The sequence below is a fragment of the Shewanella pealeana ATCC 700345 genome (genome assembly GCF_000018285.1).
GTDB lineage: Bacteria > Pseudomonadota > Gammaproteobacteria > Enterobacterales > Shewanellaceae > Shewanella > Shewanella pealeana.
The window spans coordinates 4,789,320-4,814,616 of sequence record NC_009901.1; the positions used below are offsets into that span (position 1 = coordinate 4,789,320).

Consider the following 25,297-nt stretch of genomic DNA (forward strand, 5'->3'; position numbering starts at 1 on the left):
GCGTGGCCAAGTTGTATTTTTGTAATAACAGCAGAGTCATCCGCCTAGTGATTAGCCTGCTAATCGACACAGGAACTCGCGCCGAAAAAGCGCTAAACTCTCACACAGCAATCATGACTTTATACTGATTAGTATCATAAGCACTCACCGGAAAAGCCGACAAATTATGGAATTAGAAGAGATCTATCGCCAAGATCTAAGCCTGCTTATTGCACTACAAATTTTGGTAGAAGAACGCAGCGTGACTCAAGCGGCTAAGCGCTTACATTTGAGCCAATCTGCAACCAGTCGCATTCTTGCGCGCCTTAGAGATATGCTCGACGATCCGCTGTTCTCTCGTGTGGGTCAGCAGCTTGTACCAACCTCATTTGCACTCGAATGCTACCAACAGTTGCGCCAACCCACGGGCCAACTCATTGAATTACTCACGCCTAAAGCCTTTGTGCCACAAGAGTGTCAGCAGCAGTTTTCTATCGCAGTGACCGATTATGCCATGCAGGCATTAATCCCTTTCATTCTGCCAATCATCTATAAAAAGGCACCACAGATCCGCCTCGAAATTGTGCCAGTACAGCAAAAAGAGTTACAGGCACAGCTCAGTGTGAAAGGCGCAGATATGGCCGTTTGTAGAGCAATAGGTCAGACAGGAAATTTACAGCAGACATTTCTCGGCAAAGTGGGAGTCAGCTGTTTATTGTCACCCAACCACCCACTGGCAAATAGCGATATCACTCTCGATGATTATCTGCATTACCCCCATGCCACCATTGCCATCAGTGATGGAGTGAAAGCCCTGCTCGACGATGCCATAAGCCTATATCCAGCGCGTACCGAACTATTACGCACCCCACATCTGGATACTGCGCTGGCGTTGCAATCGGTTAATCCGCTGATTATTACCCTACCAGAAGGCATGGCCGAAATCGCCGCCCAGCGACATAAGCTCAAGGTAAAGCCTCTACCGTTTAAGCTGCAAAGTTTAGACTACAAGTTGTTCTGGCATTCGCGCTGCGATCAAGACAAGGCGCAGAAATGGTTACGTGAAGAGATAGCAACAGCGATCCAAGAGTTGTTATCGCAGACACCGCAAAATCTTTAATGAACTAAAAGCAAGGTACTAGATCCTAGGACGCTACGCTGCGAGGACGGGCTGCGCCCTGCGAGGAACAGCAAAAGCAAAAAAACACCGTCTTTGCATTTCCTAGCTCCTAGGACCTTTCTTTTCCGTAAGCGCAGCGTTCCGTCAGTGACGCAGTCACGTTCCCTAGGCCGCAGGCCGTTCGTCTTGGCATTTCCTAGGCCCTAGGACCTTTCTTAGCTTTTCCTAGGACCTTTCTTTTCCGTAAGCGCAGCGTTCCGTCAGTGACGCAGTCACGCTCCCTAGGCCGCAAGCCGTTCGTCTTTGCTTTAACCTATTTACAACTGAACTAACACTCGCCCTGTCACTTGGCCTTTGATGATGCGCTGAGCAAACTCAGGCACTTGCTCAAGCGAAATAGTCTCGCAAGCATCTTCAAAATAGCTAGCAGGCAGTAGGTTAAGTACCGCTTCCCACGCTGCTTGACGCTTGTCGAATGGACAAGCAACTGAGTCAACACCAAGAAGATTCACGCCACGTAGAATAAATGGCATCACGGTAGTTGGCAGTGCAAAGCCGCCAGCTAAACCACAGATTGCCGCCGCGCCGCCGTAATTCATCTGCGCTAACGCAGTGGCTAAGACCTTGTTACCCACGGTATCAACCACACCAGCCCAACGTTGCTTTTCTAGCGGACGCGAATCAGCTTCAAGCTCGCTACGGTCAATCACTTCGCTAGCACCTAGCTTAGTCAGCAAGGCACCGTTTTGCTCTACGCGACCCGAGCTAGCCACTACACGATAACCCAACTGCGCTAGCAAGGTCACAGCTACACTGCCCACACCGCCGCTGGCGCCAGTTACTAATACATCGCCGTCGCTTGGCTTAATACCCGCTTGCTGCAGTGCTTGTACGCATAACATAGCTGTTAAGCCTGCGGTACCAATCTGCATCGCTTTAGCCGCGTCGCAATTACTTGGCATAGGCACCAACCAATCCGCTTTAACACGGGCTCTCTCGGCTAGGCCGCCCCAGTGGTTTTCACCCACGCCCCAACCGGTAAGAATCACCTTGTCACCGGCTTGATAACGATCATCGCTCGACTCAAGCACGGTACCCGCAAAGTCGATACCCGGCACCATAGGAAAGTTACGAATGATTTTGCCTACACCAGTTACCGCTAAACCGTCTTTGTAGTTCAGCGATGAGCATGAAACATCAACTAAGACTTCGCCTTCAGGCAAGTCTGCTTCGGTTATTTGGGCAACATTCGCCAGCGTCTTCTTTTCTTCTTGGGTCAAAACAAGTGCGTTAAACATGACAAGTTCCTATTTAAACTGATGGCAGAATCATAGGCCATAAACCTCTATGATTGAAGTGCATATTTTGCATAGAAGTAATGCGCCATAGTAATGACCACAGAAGTAGTCATAGCGCTAATTAAACTCCGATGCCAAGCCTCTCCAATACTAGGTAGAACGACATCAGCAAGCTACTCGACTTTCTTCCTATCTACTCAGGTATAAATTATCTACTACACTGAGTTGTCGAAAAAAATATACAAGGAAGAGTTAGCATGATTTATAACAAGCCAGGAACAGCCGGCGCGATTATTAATTTCAAATCTCAATACCAAAATTTCATTGGTGGCGAGTGGGTTAAGCCCGTTAATAACCTTTACTTTGACAACACCTCCCCCGTAGATGGGCAAGTGTTCTGCCAGGTGCCGCGCTCAGGCTCTGTTGATATTGAAATGGCACTCGATGCAGCCCACGAAGCAAAAGAAAGTTGGGGCAAGACTTCTGTCACCGAACGTGCAAACATCTTGCTGCGCATTGCCGATCGCATCGAACAGAATATCGAGTCGCTAGCTGTTGCCGAGACTTGGGATAATGGCAAGGCGGTACGCGAAACCTTAGCCGCCGACTTACCGTTAGTTGTTGACCACTTCCGCTATTTTGCCGGCTGTATTCGTGCCCAAGAGGGCAGCGCCGCCGACATCGACGCCAACACTGTTAGTTACCACTTCCCCGAGCCACTGGGCGTAGTGGGTCAGATCATCCCGTGGAACTTCCCTTTGCTAATGGCAGCCTGGAAAATTGCCCCTGCACTGGCCGCCGGTAACTGCGTGGTGCTTAAACCTGCCGAGCAGACGCCAGTGTCTATTCTGGTGATGCTTGAGCTTATCGAAGATTTACTGCCAAAAGGCGTGCTCAATGTGGTTAACGGTTTCGGCGCCGAAGCGGGTCAAGCACTCGCCACCAGCAAGCGTATCGCCAAGCTGGCCTTTACCGGCTCAACTGAAGTGGGTCACCATATATTAAAGTGCGCCGCAGAATCCCTAATCCCATCCACCGTCGAGCTTGGCGGTAAGTCACCTAATGTTTACTTTGCCGATGTGATGGATCATGAAGATGAATATCTCGATAAGGCGGTTGAGGGCATGCTACTGGCCTTCTTCAATCAGGGCGAAGTCTGTACCTGTCCGTCACGGGCATTGATCCACGAGTCTATTTACGACAAGTTCATTGCTAAGGTGATTGAGCGCAGTAAAACCATTAAACAAAGTAACCCACTGGATACCGACACCCAAGTAGGTGCACAGGCCTCGCAGGAGCAGTTCGATAAGATCTTAAGTTACCTGCAGATAGGTAAAGATGAGGGCGCAGAGGTGCTGATTGGCGGTGATCTATGTAAGCTTGAAGGTGAACAAAGCCAAGGGTTTTACATTACACCGACCATCTTAAAGGGCACCAACGATATGCGCATCTTCCAAGAGGAGATCTTCGGCCCAGTGATCTCGGTGACCACCTTTAAAAATGAAGCCGAAGCCTTAGCGATTGCCAACGATACCGAATACGGTTTAGGCGCCGGAGTATGGACTCGCGATATGAATACCGCCCAGCGCATGGGGCGTGGCATTCAGGCGGGTCGAGTTTGGATTAACTGCTACCACGCCTACCCGGCTCACGCCGCATTTGGTGGCTATAAGAAGTCGGGCATTGGCCGTGAAACCCACAAGATGATGTTAGATCATTATCAAAATACCAAGAACCTACTGATCAGCTACGATGCTAATCCATTAGGCTTCTTCTAATTTGTTTTAGCTCAATAGTCGCTATACAGGCTGGCGCCTCGCCAGCCTGTCACTTTACGCCGTTAATCCCGCTAACCTGCTCACTTTCAAATAAGTTGAGAGCTTTCACTTCGAATTTCCAAATTGGAAATCACTGTTTACCAGCTTTTCACTATAAGAATCTACTCATCACACTTTAAAATATATCCATAAAATATTAGTGGATATTGAATCATGACCGTTAAAAATAGACTCGCTCAGATAACTCGTGACCCTAACCTTTCGCCAAAGCAAAAATCTAACTTCTTAGCCTTAGAAGCTGAGGCTAGCCTGCCCTATATGGCGATCTCCGATGCAGTATCTGAAGCTAAAAATAGCGGCATTATCTGTGATATGTTTGAAGGCAACGCACCATTCAAGCCAAGATATGTGCTACCCGATTACGCCAAGTTTCTTCAGAATGGTTCTGAGTACTTAGAGCTAAGTCCGGCGCAGGACTTAGATGAAGCACTTAATGCTCTGACGATTATTTATCACCACGTGCCATCGGTCACCAATATTCCCGTCTATCTCGGTCAGCTCGACGATATTTTGCTGCCATTCTGCCAAGGCCTAGAGCCTGAAGCTATTTACCGCAAGTTAAAGCTATTCTGGATCATGCTAGATCGCACCTTGCCGGATGCCTTTATGCACGTAAACATAGGCCCGACTGACAATATCGTTTGTCGTACCATTTTACGCGTCGATGCAGAGCTTAAGCAGATAGCCCCCAATCTGACTTTTATGTATGACCCAGAGATCACCCCTGATGAACTACTACAAGTCGCCGCCAGCAATATCTGTGAGTGCAGCAAGCCGCATATCGCCAACTACCCACTGCACGCCAATAGCTTCGATGACAAAGGCTTTGGTATCGTCAGCTGCTATAACTCACTGCCACTCGCTGGCGGCGCGAATACCTTAGTCAGACTGAACCTGAAACAAGTTGCGTTAAAAGCAAGCAGTGTGGGCGACTTTTTTACCCAAGTTCTGCCGCACTATTGCCAGCTGACTTACGAGTTAATCGATGCTCGCGCTAAGTTCTTGCATGAAGAGTCCAATTTCTTCAACAGTTTCTTAGTCAAAGAGGGCCTGATTGAAGAGTCCCGTTTCGCGCCTATGTTTGGCATCTACGGCATGGCCGAAGCGGTCAATATCTTGCAAGGATCGCCTGACTTTAATGAAGACAACATAGATAAGCCTAGCAGCCATTATGGCCATAATGCCGCTGCCAACGCGCTGGGCCACAAGATCTCCAAAGCCCTAGATGGCATAGTGAAATCGACTCAGGTGAAATACGGTTATAACGGCCTCGCCCTGCTACATTCACAGGGCGGGATCAGTATAGATAAAGATGTGACACCGGGTGTGCGTATTCCATATGGCACAGAACCAAACCCGATCGCCCATATTCAAGCGCTAGCCGAGCATCACCAGTATTACACCTCTGGTATTAGCGACATCCTCACCATAGATGAGACGGTAAAAGCTAACCCGCAGGCAATGATGCAGCTGTGTAAAGGTGCGCTAAGCCTAGGTTTCCGTGAGTTTACCGCCAACGTAGCCTCAAATGATTTGGTTCGCGTCACCGGTTATATGATCAAACTTTCAGATATCGCTAGCTTTAAGGCTGAGGGCTCACGCACCAACACCACCTGGTTAGGTGCTGAGGCTGCGCAAAACACCAAAATTTTAGAGCGTCAGCCAAGAGTTGTTGCCCATGAGCACACACCGGCATATAGCAAGTAATACAGATACGTAAGGAAGTAGAGCAAAAACATGGGCAGAGTCGCGACGGTTAACCAAATTATTCCCTTTTCTTGTGTCGATGGCCCAGGCAGCCGCTTGGTCATCTTCCTGCAAGGGTGTAATTTTAACTGCAAAAATTGCCACAACCCGTACACCATAGACATGTGTGACAGTTGTGGCGACTGCGTGGCCACCTGCCCTGTTAATGCACTCAGCTTAAACCTAGATAAACAGGGAAAGTCTAAGATAGTGTGGGACAGTGACAAGTGCACCCAGTGCGATATCTGCCTATCGACTTGCCCTAAGCAGTCTAGTCCAAAGATCCGCCAATACAGCGTAGAGCAAATGCTGGAACTGATCCGTCGCCAAGTGCACTTTATCAACGGCATCACCGTCAGCGGCGGCGAAGCCACCTTGCAACTGCCATTTATTATAGAGCTATTTCAAGCCATTAAAGCCAGCGATGACTTATCTCATCTGAGCTGCATGATCGACAGCAACGGTTATCTGACTGAGGGTGGCTGGCAGCAAGTCATGCCCTACCTCGACGGCGCGATGATTGATCTGAAATCTTGGCAAGAGCACACCCACCGTTATATTACCGGCCGCGATAATCACCGCGTATTTAGCAGTTTAAAGCTGCTCGCTGCAGAAGGTAAATTATACGAAATACGCCTACTGTATATTCCGAAGATCAGTGATATTGATAGTGAAGTTAATGCCATAGCAGGTTATTTAACTCAGCTACCTGATAGCGTTAGGGTGAAACTCAACGCCTTTCAACACCACGGGGTAACAGGCGAAGCCCGCCTTTGGGACACTTGCAGTGAACAGCAGATGTTGGAGTTAGCGGCACGGCTAACTGAACGTGGTGTTGGCAACTTAGTTTTACCCAATGTTTATTTGTAGGCGTTCTTGCCAGCCTAGTTGGGGCGCTTTGGGGTAAAGCAGTGAACCTTAGCTGTAAACTCATATGAGTCTTCAAACCAACTTCCAGCATTGGTGGTTCCAATGGCCTGCAGCCAGCGTTCCGATATGCGATTGCCGCCAACGCATGAGTGCTAAGAGAAATCTAAAGCAATGAACCTTTAGTTTATCGATGCTTAGGCCGGTTTGATGAATCTTCCAACATCAGTGGTTCCAATGGCTTGCAGCCGGCGTATGTGCAGATACTGCTGAAACACGCTTTACGCCATCCCTGGCCGCTCTGCGGTTTCATCCCTGAAACCGAAGGCTTCAGCCGTATCTACACTAGGTTAGAAAAGCACAAAATCGACCAAAAGTGTCCCCCATAGTAAAGTACTAATCTCACAATTAATTGAAGGTTTACAGAAAACACCCGTTCCCCATCGGAGTTGCCGAAGTACGTTGAAGAAATAACCGTGATGCCCACACGGATGTGGGCATAGCTTTCGCGGGGCAGGATGCCCCATCGGAAGCGTTAGGTTATTTAAAATAAGTACGAGGGAGACAACTTCGTCGGGGCGGCTGGGGAGATGCAAGAGGGGGTAGCTGTTGACCCCTTCTTGCCCGTGTGTGAGCTGGAAGCTCACGACTTTGGTCAGGCGCAGCCTGATGCATTACCAATGTGGGGAGAAGCGCCACGACGTTAATTGTTAGACGAAGTCTAACTTTAATACTCAAGTGCAACTTGATTAAATTGCATCGGCAATACCAAAACGCAAAGCAAAAAAAAGCATCCCGCTGGGATGCTTTTTTGTTTTACTGCCTAACTTAAAACTAAATTTGTTAGGCTTATCAAAGTTACCCGTGGGTAACTCAATGGGTATCCGATAATGTACTCAAGAGTCGGATTGAAAAGTAGTCCGGTCGAAGCTTCTAATAGCAATGCCTCAGCTCTGTCGAATCCGGCCCAGCCAGCGGAGCTAGCTAATGTCGAACTCCCAGTCGATTGAGTCTTCGCTATATCAATGAACACTCCGACCTAAACCGCTGAGTTCAAATTAGCAAGAAAACGTGACCCATGTCAAACTTTTATTTCTTTGCGTTTAAATGCTGATAACGTATCACTTCAAAACAGTTAACACTGCAGATTAACGTCAAAGCTACTGACGGAAGAACTATTCACCACGAAGGACACAGAGAACACGAAGTAAGAAACAGCTAAACTAATTTAGCAGCTCAATGTACTGCGTATCTACAAAGGCTTAGGGGATCATTTGCGTGAACCTAACTCAGGCTTTAAATCTAAAGCTGTGAACCTTTGATTTATCAATGCTTATACAGGTTTGATGAATCTTCCAACATCAGTGGTTCCAATGGCCTGCGGCCGGCGTATGTGCAGACACTGCTGAAGCACGCTTTACGCCATCCCTGGCCGCTCTGCGGTTTCATCCCTGAAACCGAAGGCTTCAGCCGTGTCTACACGGGGTTAGAAAAGCATAATAATTTCACCACAGCGTTTTTCATATAAAAAGAGGACTCAAAGGTTTCTCCTATAAGTACAGGAAACACCAATTCCCCATCGAAGTTGCCGAAGTGCGTAGATGACTCTTTACCTAAAATAGTGCCGTGGAACCATCATGGATGATGGTTCAGGCTCAGCGGGACATGGATGTCCCATCTGAGCCGTTAGGCGATTTTTATTGGAGTATGAGGCTCGTATCTAATGCATGTAACTTCGTCGGGGCGTCATGGTGGATGCAAGGAGGATAAGGACGAGCAGTCCTCCTTGCCCGGGTGTGGGATGGCATCCCACGACGTTGTCAGGCGAAGCCTGATGCATTACCAATGTGGCAAAGCCACGACCTTTATCAAACGAAGTTTGATGCGCCCTCAACCCAATGAACCAATAAACTTTTGGCCAAGTTTCCAAAACTTTTGGTTAAGTTTATTGAAACTCCATTCGAGTAAACTCCATTCGAGTAAACTCCAGCAACTGTTGATACAACCAGCGCAAAGCGGGGTCATTCATACTCTGCTTATGCCACACCAAACTGTAGGCCACCTCGCCATAGTCCAAAGGCATCGTCTTGGTCACCAAACCTTGGGCTTGAAACGCAGTTTCAGCCCAACGCCGCGAGCAGGTAAACAGCAGCTCACTGTGATGACACAGCAGTGCCGCACTTCCAAAGTCGGCCACCGAGATAGGTACCGCGCGATTGCGTGACTGCTGGGCTAGCTGCATCTCAAAAAATGGCGTATTTAGGTCGCTATCGCTAATACTGATATGGCTAAAACTTAGGTAATCATCAATAGAGATCTGTGCCTGACTCGCTAATGGATGCTCCGGATTCATCAGACACACCATCTCGTCGTTGAGTAAGGTCTCCCACACCAATTGCTGCTGGGAGATCGGCGGCTGACTTCTATCGTGGGGCAACAAGATAAAGTCTAAGTTACCTTTGACTAGCCCCTCAAAACCCACGCTGTCTTTAGCAAAAATATCTAAACGAATATTAGGTGCAAGCGTTAGCACATGGGCCATGAATTTAGCGGCCAATAACTCGAAGGTGCTTTCACGCATCGCTAAGGAGAAACGCCCCTTATACTCTGCGGGATTAAACGCTTCTTGAGTGACCAACTGATTCATGTCATTGATAATTTGATGCACACTCGGCCCAAGCCTGCGAGCCAGCGGTGTGGCCACCAGCTTGTTACCGTGACGATAGAACAACTCGTCGTCGAGACTGAGCCTAAGTTGACTCAAGGTTTTACTCACCGACGATGGACTCAAACACAGGCGCTCGGCACTGGCGGTTACACTTAGGGTATCGAGCATCACGTGCAGGGTGATCAGATGCTTCATGCTGATGTGAGAGAGTTTAGCGAGATCCATAAGTCTGCCTAAGAGAGCCGTCTATTTGTAAGCGGGAATAATATAGTCGTAAACGAGAATATAGTCGTAAACGGGAATATAGACGCAAATCTCTTTGCGGTATATTGCTAAGCCCAATATTCACGAGCACCATCGCATATCCTGCCAGCTCCTTTAGCTAGCGAGTAACAATAGCTGTTGCTAAGGCGCGCCAATAAGATGAATTTTCCGTGCTGGAATTTTTGCCGTATAATCTCGGCTCACCAATTTTTAGGCAGGCCAGCATGTTCCATATCGCGCTTTATGAACCCGAAATAGCCCCAAATACCGGTAATATCATCCGCTTAATCGCTAACAACGGCTGCAAGTTGCATCTGATTGAACCTCTGGGCTTCGATTTGGAAGATAAAAAGCTACGCCGTGCGGGTTTAGACTATGCCGATTTGGCCAATGTGACCCATCATAAAAATTTCGAGGCCTTCCTTGAAGCCATGGCAGGAAAGCGCATCATGGCCTGTACCACTAAGGGCAGTCGACCACACTCAGAGCTAACTTTTAAGCAAGATGATGTGTTGCTATTTGGCCCTGAAAGCCGCGGCCTACCAGCCGATATCATCGACTCGATTCCAACCGAGCAGCGTTTACGTATTCCAATGATGTCCACTAGTCGCAGCTTAAACCTGTCGAATGCGGTAGCCATTATCAGCTACGAAGCTTGGCGTCAGCTAGATTACGCAGGAATGTAACTGCGCCGACTTCAAGCATAAATGTTCCAGACACATAAAAGCCGCGAATATCGCGGCTTCTTTATGTCTGCACTTAAGCGTTTACAGCTCTAATCGAGCTTAGCCACCGAAGCCCACTTCTGTGATGCTCACTTGCTTTACCTTGCCATGCTCCTTGGCTATTGGCGCTATCTTTGCCGCGTTACCTATGATGACAAACTGTAGATTTTGCTTCGGGAAGTAAGTGTCGATTAACCGCTTAGACTCCTCTAAGGTTAAACCGTCGACCTTAGCCTGAAACTCATTGATAAAGGCATCGTCGAAACCATACAGATACATATCTGTCATCAGCCCTACTAGCTGGCCGCTGGTCTCATACTTAGGCGGAAACTGCCCTTTCACATAGGCCTTGGCCGAATCCAAGGTCGCCTGATCTAAGCCTTGTTGCCACAGTCTTGCGTAAGTCTTCAGCGCAAGGTCAATGGTTTCTTTAGTGGTGACCGTTTGGGTAAAGGTACTGATCTTAAAGGTACCTGCCGCGGAATAAGCACTAAAGCCTGAGCGAGCGCCATAGGTTAGCCCTGCATTAACTCGCAGCTCATCATTCAGCCATGAGGTAAAGCGCCCACCAAGTACAGTGTTTACTACCGTCAGCCCAACAAAATCTGGGTTGTCACGGCTAATGCCCATGCCACCAATCAAGAAAGTCGTTTCGATGGCGTCAGGCTTGTCCACTAACAGTACATCGGCTTCATCAAACTTAGGCAGATCCTTTGATAGATCGACTAAGGTAACTGGCTCAGAGTCTTGCCAATTTAAGAACAGCTTCTCTAGCTTGACCTTCATCTGAGCAGGCTCAAAATCCCCCACCACGCTAATGGCAGTATTCGATGGCTGATAGTAGCTCTTATGGAAGGCGCGCAATTGTGGGATTGTTAGCTCGGCTAGCGATTCGCTGTTACCCGATGTGGCATTACCGTAGGGGTGTTCAGCAAAAACCAACTTATCGAAGTAGCGACTAATCACCGCTCTAGGGCTCTCTTTGGCCTGAGATAATCCGGCGATTTCACGCTGACGTAATTTATCAAACTCTGTGGCGTCAAAATCAGGCGAGACCAGCATATCCTTAATCAATGGCAGCATTTTGTCGGCATCTTTCGCCATAAAATCGCTGCTGATATAACTGCCCTCTTTTCCTGCACCACTGCTTAGGCTGGCACCTAAGAAATCCACCTCTTGCTCTATCTCAAGCTTGCTCTTACCACCAGCTCCTAACATTAGACCTGTGGCGGTCATCTCCGCCACCCCCGCGGTAGTGTCATTCACAGCTCCCGCTCGTACGATAGCGTCGACGGTGATCAGCGGTACTTCATGTTGAGGCATCATATACACAGTTAAGCCGTTAGACAGGGTCACCTTTTGATAGGCTGGCACGCTAAAACTGCCAGTATCGACTGTCTTTGAGGTCTGCGTTGCCGCACAGCCCGCTAATGCCAGCGAACTGGCAACGGCCATTGCCGTCAGTAATTTTTTGGGTTGCATCAACCTTGCGATCTGAGTTTTCATTGGTCAGCCTCCTCGGTTGCAGCCAGCACGGCAACAGTACGGTTTGCACGTTTTAGGTAAGTTTGTGCCACGCGCTGAATATCTTCCGGTGTCACCTTGTTGTAAGCCTCTGGCGCATTAAATAGCTTGTCAAAGCTGCCAAAGAACAGCTCGTAGGTGCCTATGGTATTAGCCTTGCCGTTAATGGTTTCCATGGCTCGATAAAAGCCCATCAGCTTGATATTTTTCACCTTCTCAAGCTCCTCGACCGTAACGCCGTCACGGGCAACACGGTTGATCTCGCTGATCATCGCATCTTCTAACTCGGGAGCCGTTACCCCAGGATTAGCCACGCCCATAACGTAAAACAGATTCGGATCGAAAGACATTGGCATATAGGTGTCGACTTGAATCGCGACTTGCTTATCGACTAAGCCCTGATACATGCGCGAGCTGTTACCTGTGGTCAAGATTGATGACAATAGATCCAGCGCGTAATAGTCCGCATTTGAAGTTGCGGGGATATGGTAACCCAGCATTACATTAGGGGTGCTTACCGAGGCTTTTTGCACAAAGACTCGGCGCTCACCTTTTTGTAGTGGCTCGACGGTCTTCACCGCTCTCGGCGGAGCCTGTGCTGGAATGGGGGCAAAATACTTATCGGCCAACTGCTTTACTTCAGCCAGTTTCACATCACCAGCAATCACCACTACGGCGTTATTCGGCGCGTAATAGGTCTTGTGATACTCAGTTAAATCTTCAAGGGTCCAAGCGGCAATATCCGATTCATGACCGATTACCGACCAGCTATAAGGATGGGCTCTAAAGGCCGCGCCTTTGAGCTCCTCTTGCAGCACCCGCCAGTTAGAGTTTTCCAGTCCAGTTAGGCGTTCAGAGGCCACGACCCCGCGCTCACTCTCGACCATCTGCTCGTTAATATCCAAGTTCTCGATACGATCGGCTTCAAGATCAAAAATCGTCTCCAGCGCATTGGCTGGGAACCAGTCGGTATACACGGTGAGGTTTTCGGTGGTGTAGGCGTTGTTTGCCCCGCCCGCGGCTTCCATAGTGCGGTCGAACATCTTAGGCCCATATTTCTTCGAGCCGTTAAACATCATATGTTCGAAGAAGTGGGAAATACCGGTAATACCCGGCACCTCATTACGTGATCCGACCTTCCAAAATAGATACATATTGGCGTTAGGTATCGAACTGTCTTCCAATACCATTATCTTCATGCCGTTATCCAAAGTGAAACTCTGAATATCTTTAGCTTGCGTCGCTTGTGCCATTGGCGCTGCTAACAGCAGACCAATAGACAACAACAATGCCTTGGTATAGCGCTTCATTTTCCGCTCCTTGTTTAAGCACCCTTGCCATCTCTAATCTATTCCAGTCAGAGCATGGCGAATAGTGTATTTTGGTTGTGGCTGAAAACTGGTGTTACTCGATATTGTATTTACCACAATAAAATCAGCGTCCATCAAAAAGCAAATTGTGATGAAAATCAAATTAACTGGGGCAAACATTTGTAACTCAAGGTAAACCTGACATTAGAACAACACCATGCTACTTTTAATTAATCTTGTTTCAAAACCTGCTTCATTGACCAAAGGACGCTTATGTCATCGGAAAAGGATTTCAATACATTAGATAACCTCACCTGCAATACAGAGGTGCATCTACAACTGCTCACGCCGACAAAAACCATACGCCTACGCAGTCGCTTAATTGGGGTGGATCCGGGGCGAGCGGTGATCTTAGCTTATGGAAATGATAAGAGCTGGAGAGGCACGAGTGCATTTATCACCGACAGACAGAGCGTGGTGATAAGGGTCGTTAACAGCGATGAGCAAGATGCCAGTATCTTAGCTTTTAGAAGTAATATTCAACAAGTCATCTCCGCTGTGGGGCGCTGGATAATTGTCCGTTATCCAAAAGAGCTACAAACACTTTCCCTGAGACAACATTCACGAATTCCAATCAATATCAAAGCCAGCCTAACTACTATAGACTCGAGTGAGGTCCTCTCGACTGGGTATCTAAAGGATATCTCAATTAAAGGGGGAGCCTTTGTCAGCGAGGCGAGTGGTAACTTTAATGTCGATAATCAGTATCAACTTAAGATGGACTTAGGTGGCGAGGAAGAGAGCATCTCTATCACCATAAAAAACCAACAAGAGTTAGACCCCTCTTCGAGACTCGCTCAATACGGGTTTACTCTCGACGCTAGTGTTGAAGAAAGTGAGACGTTAGTGCAAAAAGCCATCTTGCACTACCTAAACCAATAGTCCTTAGCGTTGAAGGCTAGACGACTAAAACTCAGCATCTAGCTGAGCGTTAGCCTCTGTGCTAGGGGCATAAATTACTGTGCCAGAAATACCTGCTCAATCTTGTGCAGTAATTTAGGCGATTTAAGCTCTGTCTCTCCTGTCATCAGGAATGAGAAGTTCTCAGCGATGATCTCTTCGGGGTGAATAATGTAATTGGTATTACGACCGATCTGTTTAAAGAAACCTTTAAACTCCGAAACCTTCACGATTTGTGCGTTATCAGGATCGTAGGCTGCAATATTAGGCTGTTCATCGCCACCGACAATCACAAATTTAAATTCGAGATAATCAAAAAACTCGCCACCTTTCTCAAGGCTGTAACTTGGCAGGTCGGAATACAGAATCGGCACGACCCACACCATTTTTCCATCATGCTCCACTCTAATCGCGAAGTCATTTATGGGGGCATCTGGGTTAGTAATTTTTTGCTTGGCAATCGATGTAGGAAAAGCAATTTCACCTACTGGATAGTAGCCGATCGCTTGATAAAGTTGCTGCTTCACCTCTGGATTGAAGCGAGAAAAAACATGCAGTAGCTCATGGGCGATTAAGGCTGGCAGCCCTTGCTGATTATCAATCTGCTTCTGCTGCAAAATAATGGCCTGCCCACGAGTATAGGCGGCGCCGCCCTCTTCTAAACCTGTGGTTTTAATAAACTGAATCGGCTGTGGCAACACGACCTTTAATGCGCTCAGCTTAGGTTGCAGCTGATTAAAGGCTTGAGTGACTGCAACGCGTTCTTGCTGTGTCCAGTCTAAGGTCTGGCTTGCTACAAACGCTAAATAATCAGCTTTACTCGGACTAGTTTCACGCTTCATGCGCGAAGCCATATCGAATTGGCTAATGCCGCTGACAAAGTCATCTTCCAGAGTCAGCACCTTGGCGGCATCTGCTTTACTTAAAAAGCTGATAGCATCATGGCTTGCGGCCTGTGCGGGTCTCAACAAGATCACGCTTAAACAGAACCATACCGAATAGATAAATGCCCTAGTTGTTATTCTCATGTCGATCATTCCTTTGTTCATATTTAACGCCAGCCCTTACGCCGTCAGCCAGCACAGTTAAAGCTTGCTGACTTAAGCTTTGTTAAACAGCACCACATCATTACCCAACACTTCTAAAGTCCAATTATATTGCTTAGCAATCCACTCAAACGTCTCTGTCGCATAAAAGTTTATGTGAGTCGGGTCGCCTTTATAGTGCCAGCGGCTGAATGCCTCGAGATCGCCGGCACGTTTAGTCATAATCACCAGTAACCCACCCGGTTTTAACAGGCTATCTAATGTCGCTAATAAGGATTTGGCATCCGCGACATGCTCAATCACTTCGGTGATGGTGACAAAATCATATTGTTTCTGCAGTTTTTGAGGATCGTTGCAATAATAGAGATCGTAATTATCAACTTTAATGCCCTTTTCTGCCGCCATCACACTTATCGTGGGGCCGGGACCACAACCAAAGTCTAATCCCTCGGCGTCTTGAGAGACTCGCTGCAGAACCGGGTCCAATGCCCTTGATAGGAATTTACGGTAGCCGAGATCATCGGGGTTATTTTGATGTTGATCGTAAACGGCTTTTTCTTCAACAGCGTTAAGCAAGAAGGCTTCAGGCACACTGACCAGCAAACAATTGCCACAGCGCTGATACTCTCTAAACTTATCTTGATAAAAAGCCTGTAAACTCGGCTGCTGACACAAGGGACAAATACTCACTGGATATTCCTAACTCTACTAATTTTCGTAATAATTAACTATTCAAAAGGTTTAGGGATTTGGCGATCTTTGCTCGCCGCTTCCTTAGCTTCACGTAAATACTTCTCTTCTCGAGTCTCTCGCTGCTTAAATTGCTTCTGTGCCTTCTCTATTTGCTCGCTTTCCCAGTCGCCCGACTCTTGCCTCTCGAGTACTTTCTTCTCTCGGTCTTCTCTTTGCTTGGCGGCATCCCGTGCCTTTTGCAACTGCTCTTGTTCGACTTGTTGTTTTACTTTTTCCGCTTGCACTGATAACGAATCGGCGCGAGTCTTTATCGCTTCCTCAGCCGCCACTCCTGAACTTATCAATATCATGACGGCTATCACCGACACCAGTGGAAGCGATACGATATTTTTAATGGCCACTATTATTCCTTGGTTGCTTATCTCTGATGCCTATTCTAACCAATTCATTCACATTGGCATCGCCTTTTATTCGCCCCGTTATAATGACAAACTTTAAATACAAAAAAAATACTGAAGTTCAGCGACTTAGCCATACTGCCACCCATCAAGTATTTAACATAATTTCAAGAGTATCCTCTATAGTTTGTGAAATTATTTAATGTAAATGTTCTCTAGATTCAATTTTGTTACATCTTAATTGTACAGAGCGTCAAATAAAGGTATTTTTGACGCCAAATCGACTAAGCTATATCAAAATATAATTTTATTGTCGGAATAATCAGTAATTTGCCTCTAAAATGTCATGCCAAAAGGGAAGAGTGTATGAGTTTGTTAACCTGGTCTGAATTGTACCCCCGTGTATCCTCTACAGATCCGGCTCATTCCGAGCAATTCTTGCTCTGGCAAAATGAATCTGAATCAACCGCTCTGGCCATATTACAGGGGCACCACTTTCTTGCTGCCACCCCCGCAGCGCTCAATTATTTTGAAAGCCAAGAGCAGAACTTTATTCATGCCACCCCCTTCGACTTCTCTCCCAGACTGCAGTCTTCAGGAAGAAATAGTGTCGAGTATGGCCAGCAAATGATAAAAAAGGCGGCCAAGGGCGAGGTCGTCTCATTGAGTTGGTTGCATATGAGTCAGCAAGGTAAAGAGCTGCCTACCGTTTTAACCCTTTACCCGGCTCAACTCGATAACATTAAGGTGATGATAGTCTCCTTCAAGCCTTTAGACAGGCGAAAGCGCAGTAGAGAGAGTATCAGTAATGGCTTTGAAACCTTGCCTAAAGAGCTGATGTCGATAACCCTAGAAGACAGCGCCGAAGCCGTTTATATCACAGATGAAGATGATAGAATTTTGGCGGTCAATAAGGCCATGTGCCGGATCTGTGGCTATAGTGCCGAACATTTGCTCAGTAAGACTCCGAGCGATATCAAGCTAGAATTACAACACCAAAATCAAGCACCCGATAACCCTCTTAAAGGCAAGGGAAGCTGGCAAGGGGAAGTTTGGAAGTGTCGCTCAGATGGTTCAACATTCCCGGCATGGCAAAGTTGCCGACGGATCTACGCCGATAACACAGTATTTTACGTTAACTTGTTTAGCGATATTAGTGAGAAGAAGGCGCTCGAAAACAAGCTGACTCAACAAGCCATGTATGACAAGCTAACTGGGTTGCCAAATCGTTTCCATCTGATCCAATTGCTCAATAAGGCGATCAACAACATCAAGCAATCTCCCGACTCGATCGGCGCGCTGATGTTTTTAGATCTCAATGGTTTTAAGAATATTAACGACAGCTTTGGTCACTCGACCGGAGATAAAGTCTTACAACTCGTTGCAGCTCGTCTCGAAGCTTGTTGTATCGAGAATGCTGAAATCGCCCGCCTCGGTGGTGATGAGTTCACCTTAGTCTTACCTCAGTGCCACAGCAGGCAAGAAATTGAAGCATTTTCTGAGCTGATATTGTCATTGTTTGAGGCCCCCTTCGAGATTAATGGTCAGAAATTCTATCTTGGCACCAGTATTGGGATCTCGCTATTTCCGCAGCAAAGTGACGAGCCCAATCAGCTCTTAAGCATGGCCGACACCGCTATGTATTCGGCTAAAAATAGCCCTAAGCATATCCGTTTCTATAACGCGACCATTCGCGAAGCGGCCGAGAAAAAACTACATACTCTAAATGACCTACGCCACGCTCAAAGTCTTGGCCAATTCAGTTTAGTTTATCAAAGCATTGTCGATTTAGAATCCAATAGAACAGTGGCAATTGAAGCTCTATTGCGCTGGAATCAGAGTAATGGTGAGGTTATTGAAGCCCATGATTTTATTCCTCTACTAGAGGAAGCTGGCCTGATGGTCAACGTTGGCCAATGGGCGCTAGAACAAGCTTGCATTCAAATGCTGAAATGGCAACAAGACTACGACTCAGAACTTAAAATCAGCGTGAATATCTCAAGATCTCAGCTAGAACACCCAGACTTTATCTCCATGCTTGAAGGGTTACTGACGCGGACTTGCCTGCCTGCTAGCGCATTGATTATTGAGATCACCGAGAATGCTTTTATACACAGGCCTAAATTGATGACAAAAGTCTTAGCTCAGTTAAAAGAGATGGGTATTTGCATCACGATTGACGACTTTGGCGCTGGATTGTCCTCATTAAGTCGGCTCAGCAGCTTGCCTATCGACAGCCTGAAAATTGATGCAGGCTTTGCCCAACGCTTAGATTGCAATCAAGGTCGAAAGCTTTGCAAAGCCATTATGCAACTAGCGCAAACCTTAGAGATCAATTTTGTTGCTGAAGGGGTAGAAACTCAAGCCCAAAGAGATATGCTGTTGAGTCTAGGAAAAGGCATGGGCCAAGGGTATTTCTATAATAGGCCAACAGCGGCTGAAAACTTTACCCATGAGGTACTCGACCCAATCTACGCGACAACGCAGACTAAGAATCTAGCGGCAAGATGAAAGGTAGCTACGCCAGCACTCTGAATAAGTTATTCAGTGTCGCCCCCTGCAAAAGCTGTTGCCGACGTAGCCCCTCATTATCACCATAAGATGATGATGTTATTAAACCTTATTCATTGAAAAATAAGCGTGATATCTGCGGCGTTTTATCAAGGAATAGACGATTTGAATCACAAAAACTTACATCTGTATCTCGCCCAAAAACTGCAGTGAGTTTTTACACTTACTCAGCCAATATAAAAACCACTAAAAATAATAATGGTTATTGATATCTAGCCCGCACATCGGCAGGCATAGAAGCTAACCTTTGCTCTACCATGGCATCTAATGCCTTAGTTAGCGGCGCGACATCTTGCTCGTTATCTATGGCTTTTAACATCATGGCCGCGGCCTCTAATGTGGACAGACTATCGCTTCGGCTCGCCTTACGTATGGTGTAATTTGAAGCACTGTCCAAATCCAAGTGCAAGGCAGGATAAGCCTGTAACCATGGGTTAAGCTGCAGCAATTTATAGGCCTTTCTCCAAGTGCCATCTAAGAAGAGAAGGATCACTTCCTCTTCAACCTTAGTCTCATTTGCCGATATGCTGTTCTCTGATGGGTAAACTAAGTAGACAGGCTTATCGGATGCAGCCAATTGTTGACGCAGCGCAGCAAAATCATCGGCTGTTTCACCGACGACGACTTGAGTTTCAGCGATAACCAGCTCTAGCAGGCGCACACTATTCTTCGCATGCCCTACTTCACTGGGATCTTGCAAAATTATCAGCTCAGGCGTGACTTGCATAAGTTCGATACTGGCACACAAACAGGCATTTTGCGGATAGTGGCAGTTGGGACAAGTTGGACGGGACACGAGACCTCTGGGTAATTGTTTAAAATAGCCTGCAAATTGTAGCCGAGTGTTGATACAAATTACACGATAACTCGACATTACAATCTCAATAACTTTAGTGTAAATTTCAAGCAGAACTTATATGGACATCATTTTAACCAACTAATTCAGTGAATGAATTTGTTGCACACTTGGAGCTTAAAAGTGAGTTTAACTGCGCTTGCTAATGCAGTTGCTTCGCTATTTATCCCATAGGTGAACTAAGTCAGCTTAAACATCACAGGAGGCTAGCAAGTTAAGGCCTCAAACAAGGACGTAAAATGAACAACAAAACACTTTCGGTGGCTATATTATCCAGCCTCATTGCCTGTAACGCTCTCGCAAACGATATTCCAACTCAAACAAATAGCAGCTATCAACACGAATTAAATCTTGCCCTCGGTACCTATAGTGATGATTTTGGCGATGGTATATGGGACTTAGGTTATCGCTACTATTTTTCCCCAGTTGATATAACTAAAACCCCCTACGCCCTGAATGGAATCCTTGCACAAGCTTCAAATATCGGCGTTCAATACGCTCAAATGCAAATAATTGATGACGCAGACCTCTATCAAATAGATGCTACATATGTATTTGATTCAAAATGGTTTGTAAAAGGGATGTATGAGAAGGATGACAGTGACAGTCAATACACAACTCTAGATGAAAGCCAAGATAGCTATCATTTTAGCTTAGGCTACTATTTTAACGACACCTCAGAAGTTTCTATTTACTATGGAAACGCTAGGAGTTCAGATAATTATCATCATACAATTGACCTTAATGCATCAGAGGTCGGCTTCAGATATCAAGGTGATTTTGATTCCCAGACAGATACATATGGGGTACAGGCCCGTAGCTTTATGCCGATGCAATCATTTGCAGGCATAGAACTAGCAGGGTTTTGGCAATATAGTCAAAATGATCATCGTAATGCCACCAGCTATTACGATGGCAATTCAGAAGAGTCGGGAAGCTATCAATATGACTCAAATACAGATCGTCATTTAGTTCACCTTGCTACTGACTTTTATATTAACAAATCATGGTCAGTGGGCGGTGAATATTCATGGCAAAATTTTGACCGCAAAACTATATTTAATCACAGTCAACAAAGCGGCCCTTCTCGATATAGCGATGATGGTAGCGACAGCCTTTACGCCATCAATACCGCCTATTGGTGGCAATTCTCAAATCTTTTCACAGCCAACGCTTCTGTAGCTAAATACTTCGATGACGAAGGTGACTCGCCTGATGGAGTTTTCTTCCGTCTGGCCATTAACGCCCGTTTCTAATACCAATAATTAAAAAAAAGCCTGCCCAGATGGTTAGTCTGTGCAGGCTAAAGTGTTTCAGGGTGAAACAAAGTTAACTGTTACTGTTTACTATCGGGCACTTGCCCAACACAAACTAGTAAGCGTGTTGCTCTTGGTGCCAATGGTCAAACTTAGGCATAGCCATCATGGCAAGTAATGCAATCGCTCCCACGCCCATCAAGGCCGCTACCGCATACGGAGCAGGCAGACTCGTCTGCTGGATAAGTGCCGTCAGCAGTGAGGCGCCACTCATCTGAATGAAACCAAGCATTGCTGTTGCCGTACCCGCTCTTTCGCCAAAGGCCGAAAGCGCCATACTGGTTGCTGGGCCGAGTAGTAAGGCAAAGCCGATACAGAGCAGCATCATAGGTAACATGTAGCTATACGCTGCCATCAAGCCTGACTGCGGACCCACCAACTGCACAATAACCTGAGTGACTGCAGACGCTAGCATCAAGATTAACGCAGCAATAACGGTTGGTCGGTTGCCCAGCTTTTTAATCACTAGTGGTGCGGCAAAACAGGCAACGATATTCACGGCCGCGTTTAAGCCAAATAGGCCACTGAAAGTTAACTCTGATACACCCAAGTGACCGATAAGCCACACAGGTGCGTAAGACACATAACTCAGGATTGCAGCCATACCCGCCATACAAGCGATGGCATAAAACACAAAGTGCGGCTCAGTAATCACCGGCTTATAACGCGCCCAGCGGTATAGTGGCCCGTCACTGATGGTATTCTGTGGGCGAGTTTCAGGTAGACGCAGGCTCACTAAAGCCAGAATAACTAGGCCATACAAGGCCATAAAGATGAAGTTTGAACGCCAGCCAAATTGCAGCGCCAGCATGCCGCCCAAGGTCGGTGCTAACGCGGGAATAATACAGATCATACCGTTAAGATAGCTGTAGTAACGAGCGCTCTCTTTGGGTGAAAAACAGTCCCGCACCGCACTGAATACCACGATAGAGGTGGAACAAGCGGCTAAGCCTTGCATCACTCGAGCAATTTGCAGCCAATGAAACTCTACTGCAATAGCGGCCAATAGACTGCTAATCATATAAAAGATGATGCCACCTATGGCAATAGGTCGGCGACCATAGCGATCCGCCAGTGGACCAATCAATAACTGGCCAGTGCCCATGGCAAACAAGAAGAGTACTAACGTCGATTGGATTTCGCTAGCTGATACAGCAAACTCCGCTGCCATTGTAGGCATAGAGGGGAGATAAATATCGATAGCCAACGGGCTTAAAATCACCATTGGCAACAAAATGGGTAACAAACTACGACGCATGATCTTTCTCAGAATTAGGAAAACAGCGCTATAGTAATCAAACTATGGTATGAACAGAAATGATATTATTTCCATTGTGAATTTCCACTGAGGAATATCTTTGAAACTAGAAAATCTCGCACGTATCGATCTCAACCTACTGGTTATTCTGCAAGTGCTTTTGGAGGAGCAAAGCGTCACCCGTGCCGCCAATCGCCTACACCTTAGTCAGTCTGCTCTGAGTAAGAGCTTAAACCGCTTAAGGGAGACCCTAGGGGATCCACTTTTCCTGCGCACCGCTCATGGACTTAAGCCAACAGCCCACGCAGTACAGTTAGGCAAGATCCTCCCCCAAAGCCTACAAAGCTTGTATCAACTAACACTACCGCCAAGCTTTACGCCCCATAACAGTAACCGTCAGTTTTCATTTGCCATGGTGGAAAGCGCTTACGAAACTTTGCTGCCTTACTTTATCGGCACCTTACTCAATCGCGCCCCCAACCTTAAGCTCGATAGCTTTGTATGGAGCGAAAATTCGATGCAGGCGATTCAACAAGGGCAGATTGATTTCGGTATTGCCGGGCGTGAACTGCACCCACAGTCTGCCTTTCAGGTGGATAGGCTACCCGAAGGCATCGCCCATCAAACCCTGTTTACCGATCATCAGCTGTGTTTGGTTCGCCAAGATCACCCCATCCTCTCGGCCGTAGCTGCCGGCCATTGGGATCTGACTGTCTATCTCGAGATGTCACATGTGCAGGTACGCTGCGAAGGCAATGACTGGTGGGCACTGGACTATCATCTGGCCGATTTAGGTCACCATCGCCGTTTAAGCACTATCGTGCCCGATTTTTATGGCGCTGCGAGTGTTTGTGCCCATAGCGATCTGATTTTTACCCTACCCGCGAGCTTTGCCCAACATGCTAAGAAGCTCTATCCCTTAGTCGAGTTACCGCTGCCGATTGAATTTATTCCACTGGCCTACGTACTACTCTGGCATGAGCGAAGTGCTGAAGATCCAGGCCATGGATGGGTTAAGGAGATTATTTGTGAAAGCGTTGCCAAGGCGTTTTTAAACAGTCAAAATTGAAGCGAGTTAAATTAGATTAACCTTTATTAACGTGATCTTGGTTCAAATAAACGGCAGTATAATATTCAACAGTTAGCCTTAAGCATCACGAACAAAAGACCAAGCCATTCAGTCTTCATTCATCTTCTTCGTGTAAGCTAACATTAAGATATTTTGGAGAACATATGATTTATAGCCAATTTCAGAACAATCCGATGCAGAGCCGATTTTCAGGTACTCGCGGTTGGTTAGCATTCGTTATCGGTCTAGCGTTTATGACATTAGCTCTAGTCGCGCTGCCATTTTTACTATTGTTTGGTGCCATTACTTTTGTGGCCTTGAGTCTATTCGGTCGGGTATATCTCAAGCGTCAACTTGCTCGCTTTCAGAAGCAGCAAGCCAACAAAGAGTTTCAGTATAGCGAAGAGTTTCAGGAGTCGATTTATAAAGAAGCACCGACCTCTGCACCACACAAAGGCCGTACGTTCGAACACAATCCTAACGAGCCTATTTAACCTAATAGCTAATTAAGTTAAATAACCATATCCGACGCGTTTAGAGGTCTAGATAACAGGCTTTCGAAGCGCGTCCATTTTTCTGCTTTTGTGTCAGCTTTCGCCTCGACCCAAGCCGCTACGGCGTCTTCACCCACGCTATAATTAATCACATAAGAGCGATTACGTTCATAAAACTTAACGCGCTGTTTCGCACGTGAGTTAGGGTAAAGCGCGCCTTCGATTAGCATCTTTTCCGCCGCTTCAGCATCGACTCGCTTATCGGTTAAACACTGGCTGACGTAGTTCTCAAAATAACCCAGCTTTTTCACTAACTTTAATATCTTGTGAAACAGGGCAAGATCTCCGCTCAATCCTGCCAGCGGCATTAGCACGTCACGCTCAAAAGCCAACACCTCTTCATCGGACATGATCAGACTCAGCGCATAGTTAGCGCTGCCCTCTGACAAATAAGAGATCGGGCTGTATAACGGATAGATGGCATACTCTAGCCATTGCTTAGCCTTCACCAACTTCTGCTCTTGTAAAACATTGAATACATGATGCCCAGGGTAGCCTTCATGGGAGGCCAGCTCTAAGTAACGCTCAATGCCTAGGGGCTGATCTTGGTTCAACTGGATTAAGCTGTGAGAGTCGCCCTTGTACCAGTTATACGCTGTCCATACCTTATCGTTAACATATTCAATTTCAAAACTTTCGTTTTCGGGTAAGTCCATATGCTTGCGAGTAAGTTTTCGAGCAATATCCACCGAAGCGCTAAATACCTCAGCAGCCTTGTTTTTAGGCACAATAAATTGCGATTTAAACTCATTATACCGATCGGTGAGCATGCCCTCTCCCGGCAATAGAGATTCTATTTCGGCCAGTACTTGTTGATGTTCGAGCAAGGAGTAAGGGCTAAGATGGCAATCGTATAAAGCAATGGCTTCTTCATCGAAACTCAACTGTTTACCTTGTAAAAAGTTAAGGTAAGCGCCGATGGAGTACCACTGAGTCTTCAAAAATTGATAACGTTCATTGAGCTCACCCACTGTCAGCTGTAGCCCTAGTGTCGCCAATAGCTCGGAGCCAACTTGATGCTGATTTAACAGATCGGGGATAGGCTGCCAATAGGTTTCTTTCTGCCAATCTTTTGGACCATAGTAGGCGTCGACATAATAACTGTCATGCTGACCGACAGCTAAAGCTAACTTGATATAGCGTTCTGCAAACTTATTCAGGGCTTGCTGCTGAGCGCCATCGGATAATGTTGAAGCACTAGTTTGTTCAGTATCAAATTGTGGCAAGAGAACTCCTA

The 25,297-nt window shown here is 46.7% G+C and carries 20 protein-coding genes; 10 read left to right on the plus strand and 10 right to left on the minus strand.

Annotation, left to right across the window (positions count from 1 at the left end):
• Window positions 1-166: 166 nt before the first annotated feature.
• Window positions 167-1,099 (plus strand): LysR family transcriptional regulator, encoded by a 933-nt coding sequence (locus tag SPEA_RS20685; protein ID WP_012157131.1) that lies wholly within the window; start codon window positions 167-169, stop codon window positions 1,097-1,099.
• A gap of 317 nt (window positions 1,100-1,416) precedes the next feature.
• Here the strand turns inward: SPEA_RS20685 and acuI are convergent, their stop codons facing one another.
• Window positions 1,417-2,397, minus strand: coding sequence for an acrylyl-CoA reductase (NADPH) (acuI, locus tag SPEA_RS20690; protein ID WP_012157132.1), 981 nt, complete (start codon window positions 2,395-2,397; stop codon window positions 1,417-1,419).
• A gap of 257 nt (window positions 2,398-2,654) precedes the next feature.
• Between acuI and exaC the strand changes: the two genes are divergently transcribed.
• The 3 genes from exaC to SPEA_RS20705 all read left to right on the plus strand — a co-directional run bounded on the left by exaC (window position 2,655) and on the right by SPEA_RS20705 (window position 6,851).
• The gene (gene exaC, locus SPEA_RS20695) at window positions 2,655-4,175 is read left to right on the plus strand and encodes an acetaldehyde dehydrogenase ExaC (protein ID WP_012157133.1); all 1,521 of its coding nucleotides are present in this window, start codon (window positions 2,655-2,657) and stop codon (window positions 4,173-4,175) included.
• A gap of 213 nt (window positions 4,176-4,388) precedes the next feature.
• Window positions 4,389-5,942, plus strand: a complete 1,554-nt coding sequence (locus SPEA_RS20700) for a YjjI family glycine radical enzyme (RefSeq protein WP_012157134.1) — start codon at window positions 4,389-4,391, stop codon at window positions 5,940-5,942.
• Window positions 5,943-5,972: 30 nt separating this feature from the next.
• The gene (locus SPEA_RS20705; protein ID WP_012157135.1) at window positions 5,973-6,851 is read left to right on the plus strand and encodes a YjjW family glycine radical enzyme activase; all 879 of its coding nucleotides are present in this window, start codon (window positions 5,973-5,975) and stop codon (window positions 6,849-6,851) included.
• A 1,942-nt stretch (window positions 6,852-8,793) separates the two neighbouring features.
• On the opposite strand, the gene SPEA_RS20710 is transcribed toward SPEA_RS20705, so the two are convergent.
• Window positions 8,794-9,741, minus strand: a complete 948-nt coding sequence (locus tag SPEA_RS20710) for a LysR family transcriptional regulator (protein WP_012157136.1) — start codon at window positions 9,739-9,741, stop codon at window positions 8,794-8,796.
• 263 nt (window positions 9,742-10,004) lie between these two features.
• On the opposite strand from SPEA_RS20710, the gene trmL reads away from it, so the two are divergent.
• The gene (gene trmL, locus SPEA_RS20715; RefSeq protein WP_012157137.1) at window positions 10,005-10,466 is read left to right on the plus strand and encodes a tRNA (uridine(34)/cytosine(34)/5-carboxymethylaminomethyluridine(34)-2'-O)-methyltransferase TrmL; all 462 of its coding nucleotides are present in this window, start codon (window positions 10,005-10,007) and stop codon (window positions 10,464-10,466) included.
• A gap of 99 nt (window positions 10,467-10,565) precedes the next feature.
• On the opposite strand, the gene SPEA_RS20720 is transcribed toward trmL, so the two are convergent.
• Entirely contained in the window at window positions 10,566-12,011 is a 1,446-nt protein-coding gene (locus SPEA_RS20720; protein ID WP_012157138.1) for a M16 family metallopeptidase, read from the minus strand.
• Window positions 12,008-13,339, minus strand: a complete 1,332-nt coding sequence (locus SPEA_RS20725) for a M16 family metallopeptidase (protein ID WP_012157139.1) — start codon at window positions 13,337-13,339, stop codon at window positions 12,008-12,010. The genes SPEA_RS20720 and SPEA_RS20725 overlap by 4 nt, the downstream gene beginning before the upstream one ends.
• A gap of 273 nt (window positions 13,340-13,612) precedes the next feature.
• Between SPEA_RS20725 and SPEA_RS20730 the strand changes: the two genes are divergently transcribed.
• On the plus strand, window positions 13,613-14,281 hold the full coding sequence (locus SPEA_RS20730) for a PilZ domain-containing protein (protein ID WP_012157140.1): 669 nt from the start codon (window positions 13,613-13,615) through the stop codon (window positions 14,279-14,281).
• A gap of 74 nt (window positions 14,282-14,355) precedes the next feature.
• Here SPEA_RS20730 and SPEA_RS20735 read toward each other — a convergent pair whose 3' ends face one another.
• The 3 genes from SPEA_RS20735 to SPEA_RS20745 all read right to left on the minus strand — a co-directional run bounded on the left by SPEA_RS20735 (window position 14,356) and on the right by SPEA_RS20745 (window position 16,439).
• A complete protein-coding gene (locus SPEA_RS20735; RefSeq protein WP_150102257.1) occupies window positions 14,356-15,327 on the minus strand; it encodes a hypothetical protein in 972 nt (323 codons plus the stop codon).
• A gap of 72 nt (window positions 15,328-15,399) precedes the next feature.
• Window positions 15,400-16,035, minus strand: coding sequence for a class I SAM-dependent methyltransferase (locus SPEA_RS20740; protein WP_012157142.1), 636 nt, complete (start codon window positions 16,033-16,035; stop codon window positions 15,400-15,402).
• A gap of 38 nt (window positions 16,036-16,073) precedes the next feature.
• Complete coding sequence (locus SPEA_RS20745; RefSeq protein ID WP_223296537.1) at window positions 16,074-16,439, minus strand: hypothetical protein; 366 nt, start codon at window positions 16,437-16,439, stop codon at window positions 16,074-16,076.
• Window positions 16,440-16,802: 363 nt separating this feature from the next.
• Here SPEA_RS20745 and SPEA_RS20750 point away from each other — a divergent pair, with 363 nt between their 5' ends.
• A complete protein-coding gene (locus tag SPEA_RS20750) occupies window positions 16,803-18,947 on the plus strand; it encodes an EAL domain-containing protein (RefSeq protein WP_012157144.1) in 2,145 nt (714 codons plus the stop codon).
• A 262-nt stretch (window positions 18,948-19,209) separates the two neighbouring features.
• Here the strand turns inward: SPEA_RS20750 and SPEA_RS20755 are convergent, their stop codons facing one another.
• The gene (locus SPEA_RS20755) at window positions 19,210-19,803 is read right to left on the minus strand and encodes a tRNA-uridine aminocarboxypropyltransferase (protein ID WP_041411661.1); all 594 of its coding nucleotides are present in this window, start codon (window positions 19,801-19,803) and stop codon (window positions 19,210-19,212) included.
• Between the two features lie 299 nt (window positions 19,804-20,102).
• Between SPEA_RS20755 and SPEA_RS22440 the strand changes: the two genes are divergently transcribed.
• Window positions 20,103-21,119, plus strand: coding sequence for a hypothetical protein (locus SPEA_RS22440; RefSeq protein WP_012157146.1), 1,017 nt, complete (start codon window positions 20,103-20,105; stop codon window positions 21,117-21,119).
• A 115-nt stretch (window positions 21,120-21,234) separates the two neighbouring features.
• Here the strand turns inward: SPEA_RS22440 and SPEA_RS20765 are convergent, their stop codons facing one another.
• Complete coding sequence (locus SPEA_RS20765) at window positions 21,235-22,437, minus strand: multidrug effflux MFS transporter (RefSeq protein WP_012157147.1); 1,203 nt, start codon at window positions 22,435-22,437, stop codon at window positions 21,235-21,237.
• A 100-nt stretch (window positions 22,438-22,537) separates the two neighbouring features.
• Here SPEA_RS20765 and SPEA_RS20770 point away from each other — a divergent pair, with 100 nt between their 5' ends.
• Window positions 22,538-23,506: a LysR substrate-binding domain-containing protein gene (locus tag SPEA_RS20770; RefSeq protein ID WP_012157148.1), complete on the plus strand. Its 969-nt coding sequence runs from the start codon at window positions 22,538-22,540 to the stop codon at window positions 23,504-23,506.
• A gap of 164 nt (window positions 23,507-23,670) precedes the next feature.
• The gene (locus SPEA_RS20775; RefSeq protein ID WP_012157149.1) at window positions 23,671-24,000 is read left to right on the plus strand and encodes a hypothetical protein; all 330 of its coding nucleotides are present in this window, start codon (window positions 23,671-23,673) and stop codon (window positions 23,998-24,000) included.
• 17 nt (window positions 24,001-24,017) lie between these two features.
• On the opposite strand, the gene SPEA_RS23550 is transcribed toward SPEA_RS20775, so the two are convergent.
• Window positions 24,018-25,286: a hypothetical protein gene (locus SPEA_RS23550; protein ID WP_012157150.1), complete on the minus strand. Its 1,269-nt coding sequence runs from the start codon at window positions 25,284-25,286 to the stop codon at window positions 24,018-24,020.
• Window positions 25,287-25,297: the final 11 nt, after the last annotated feature.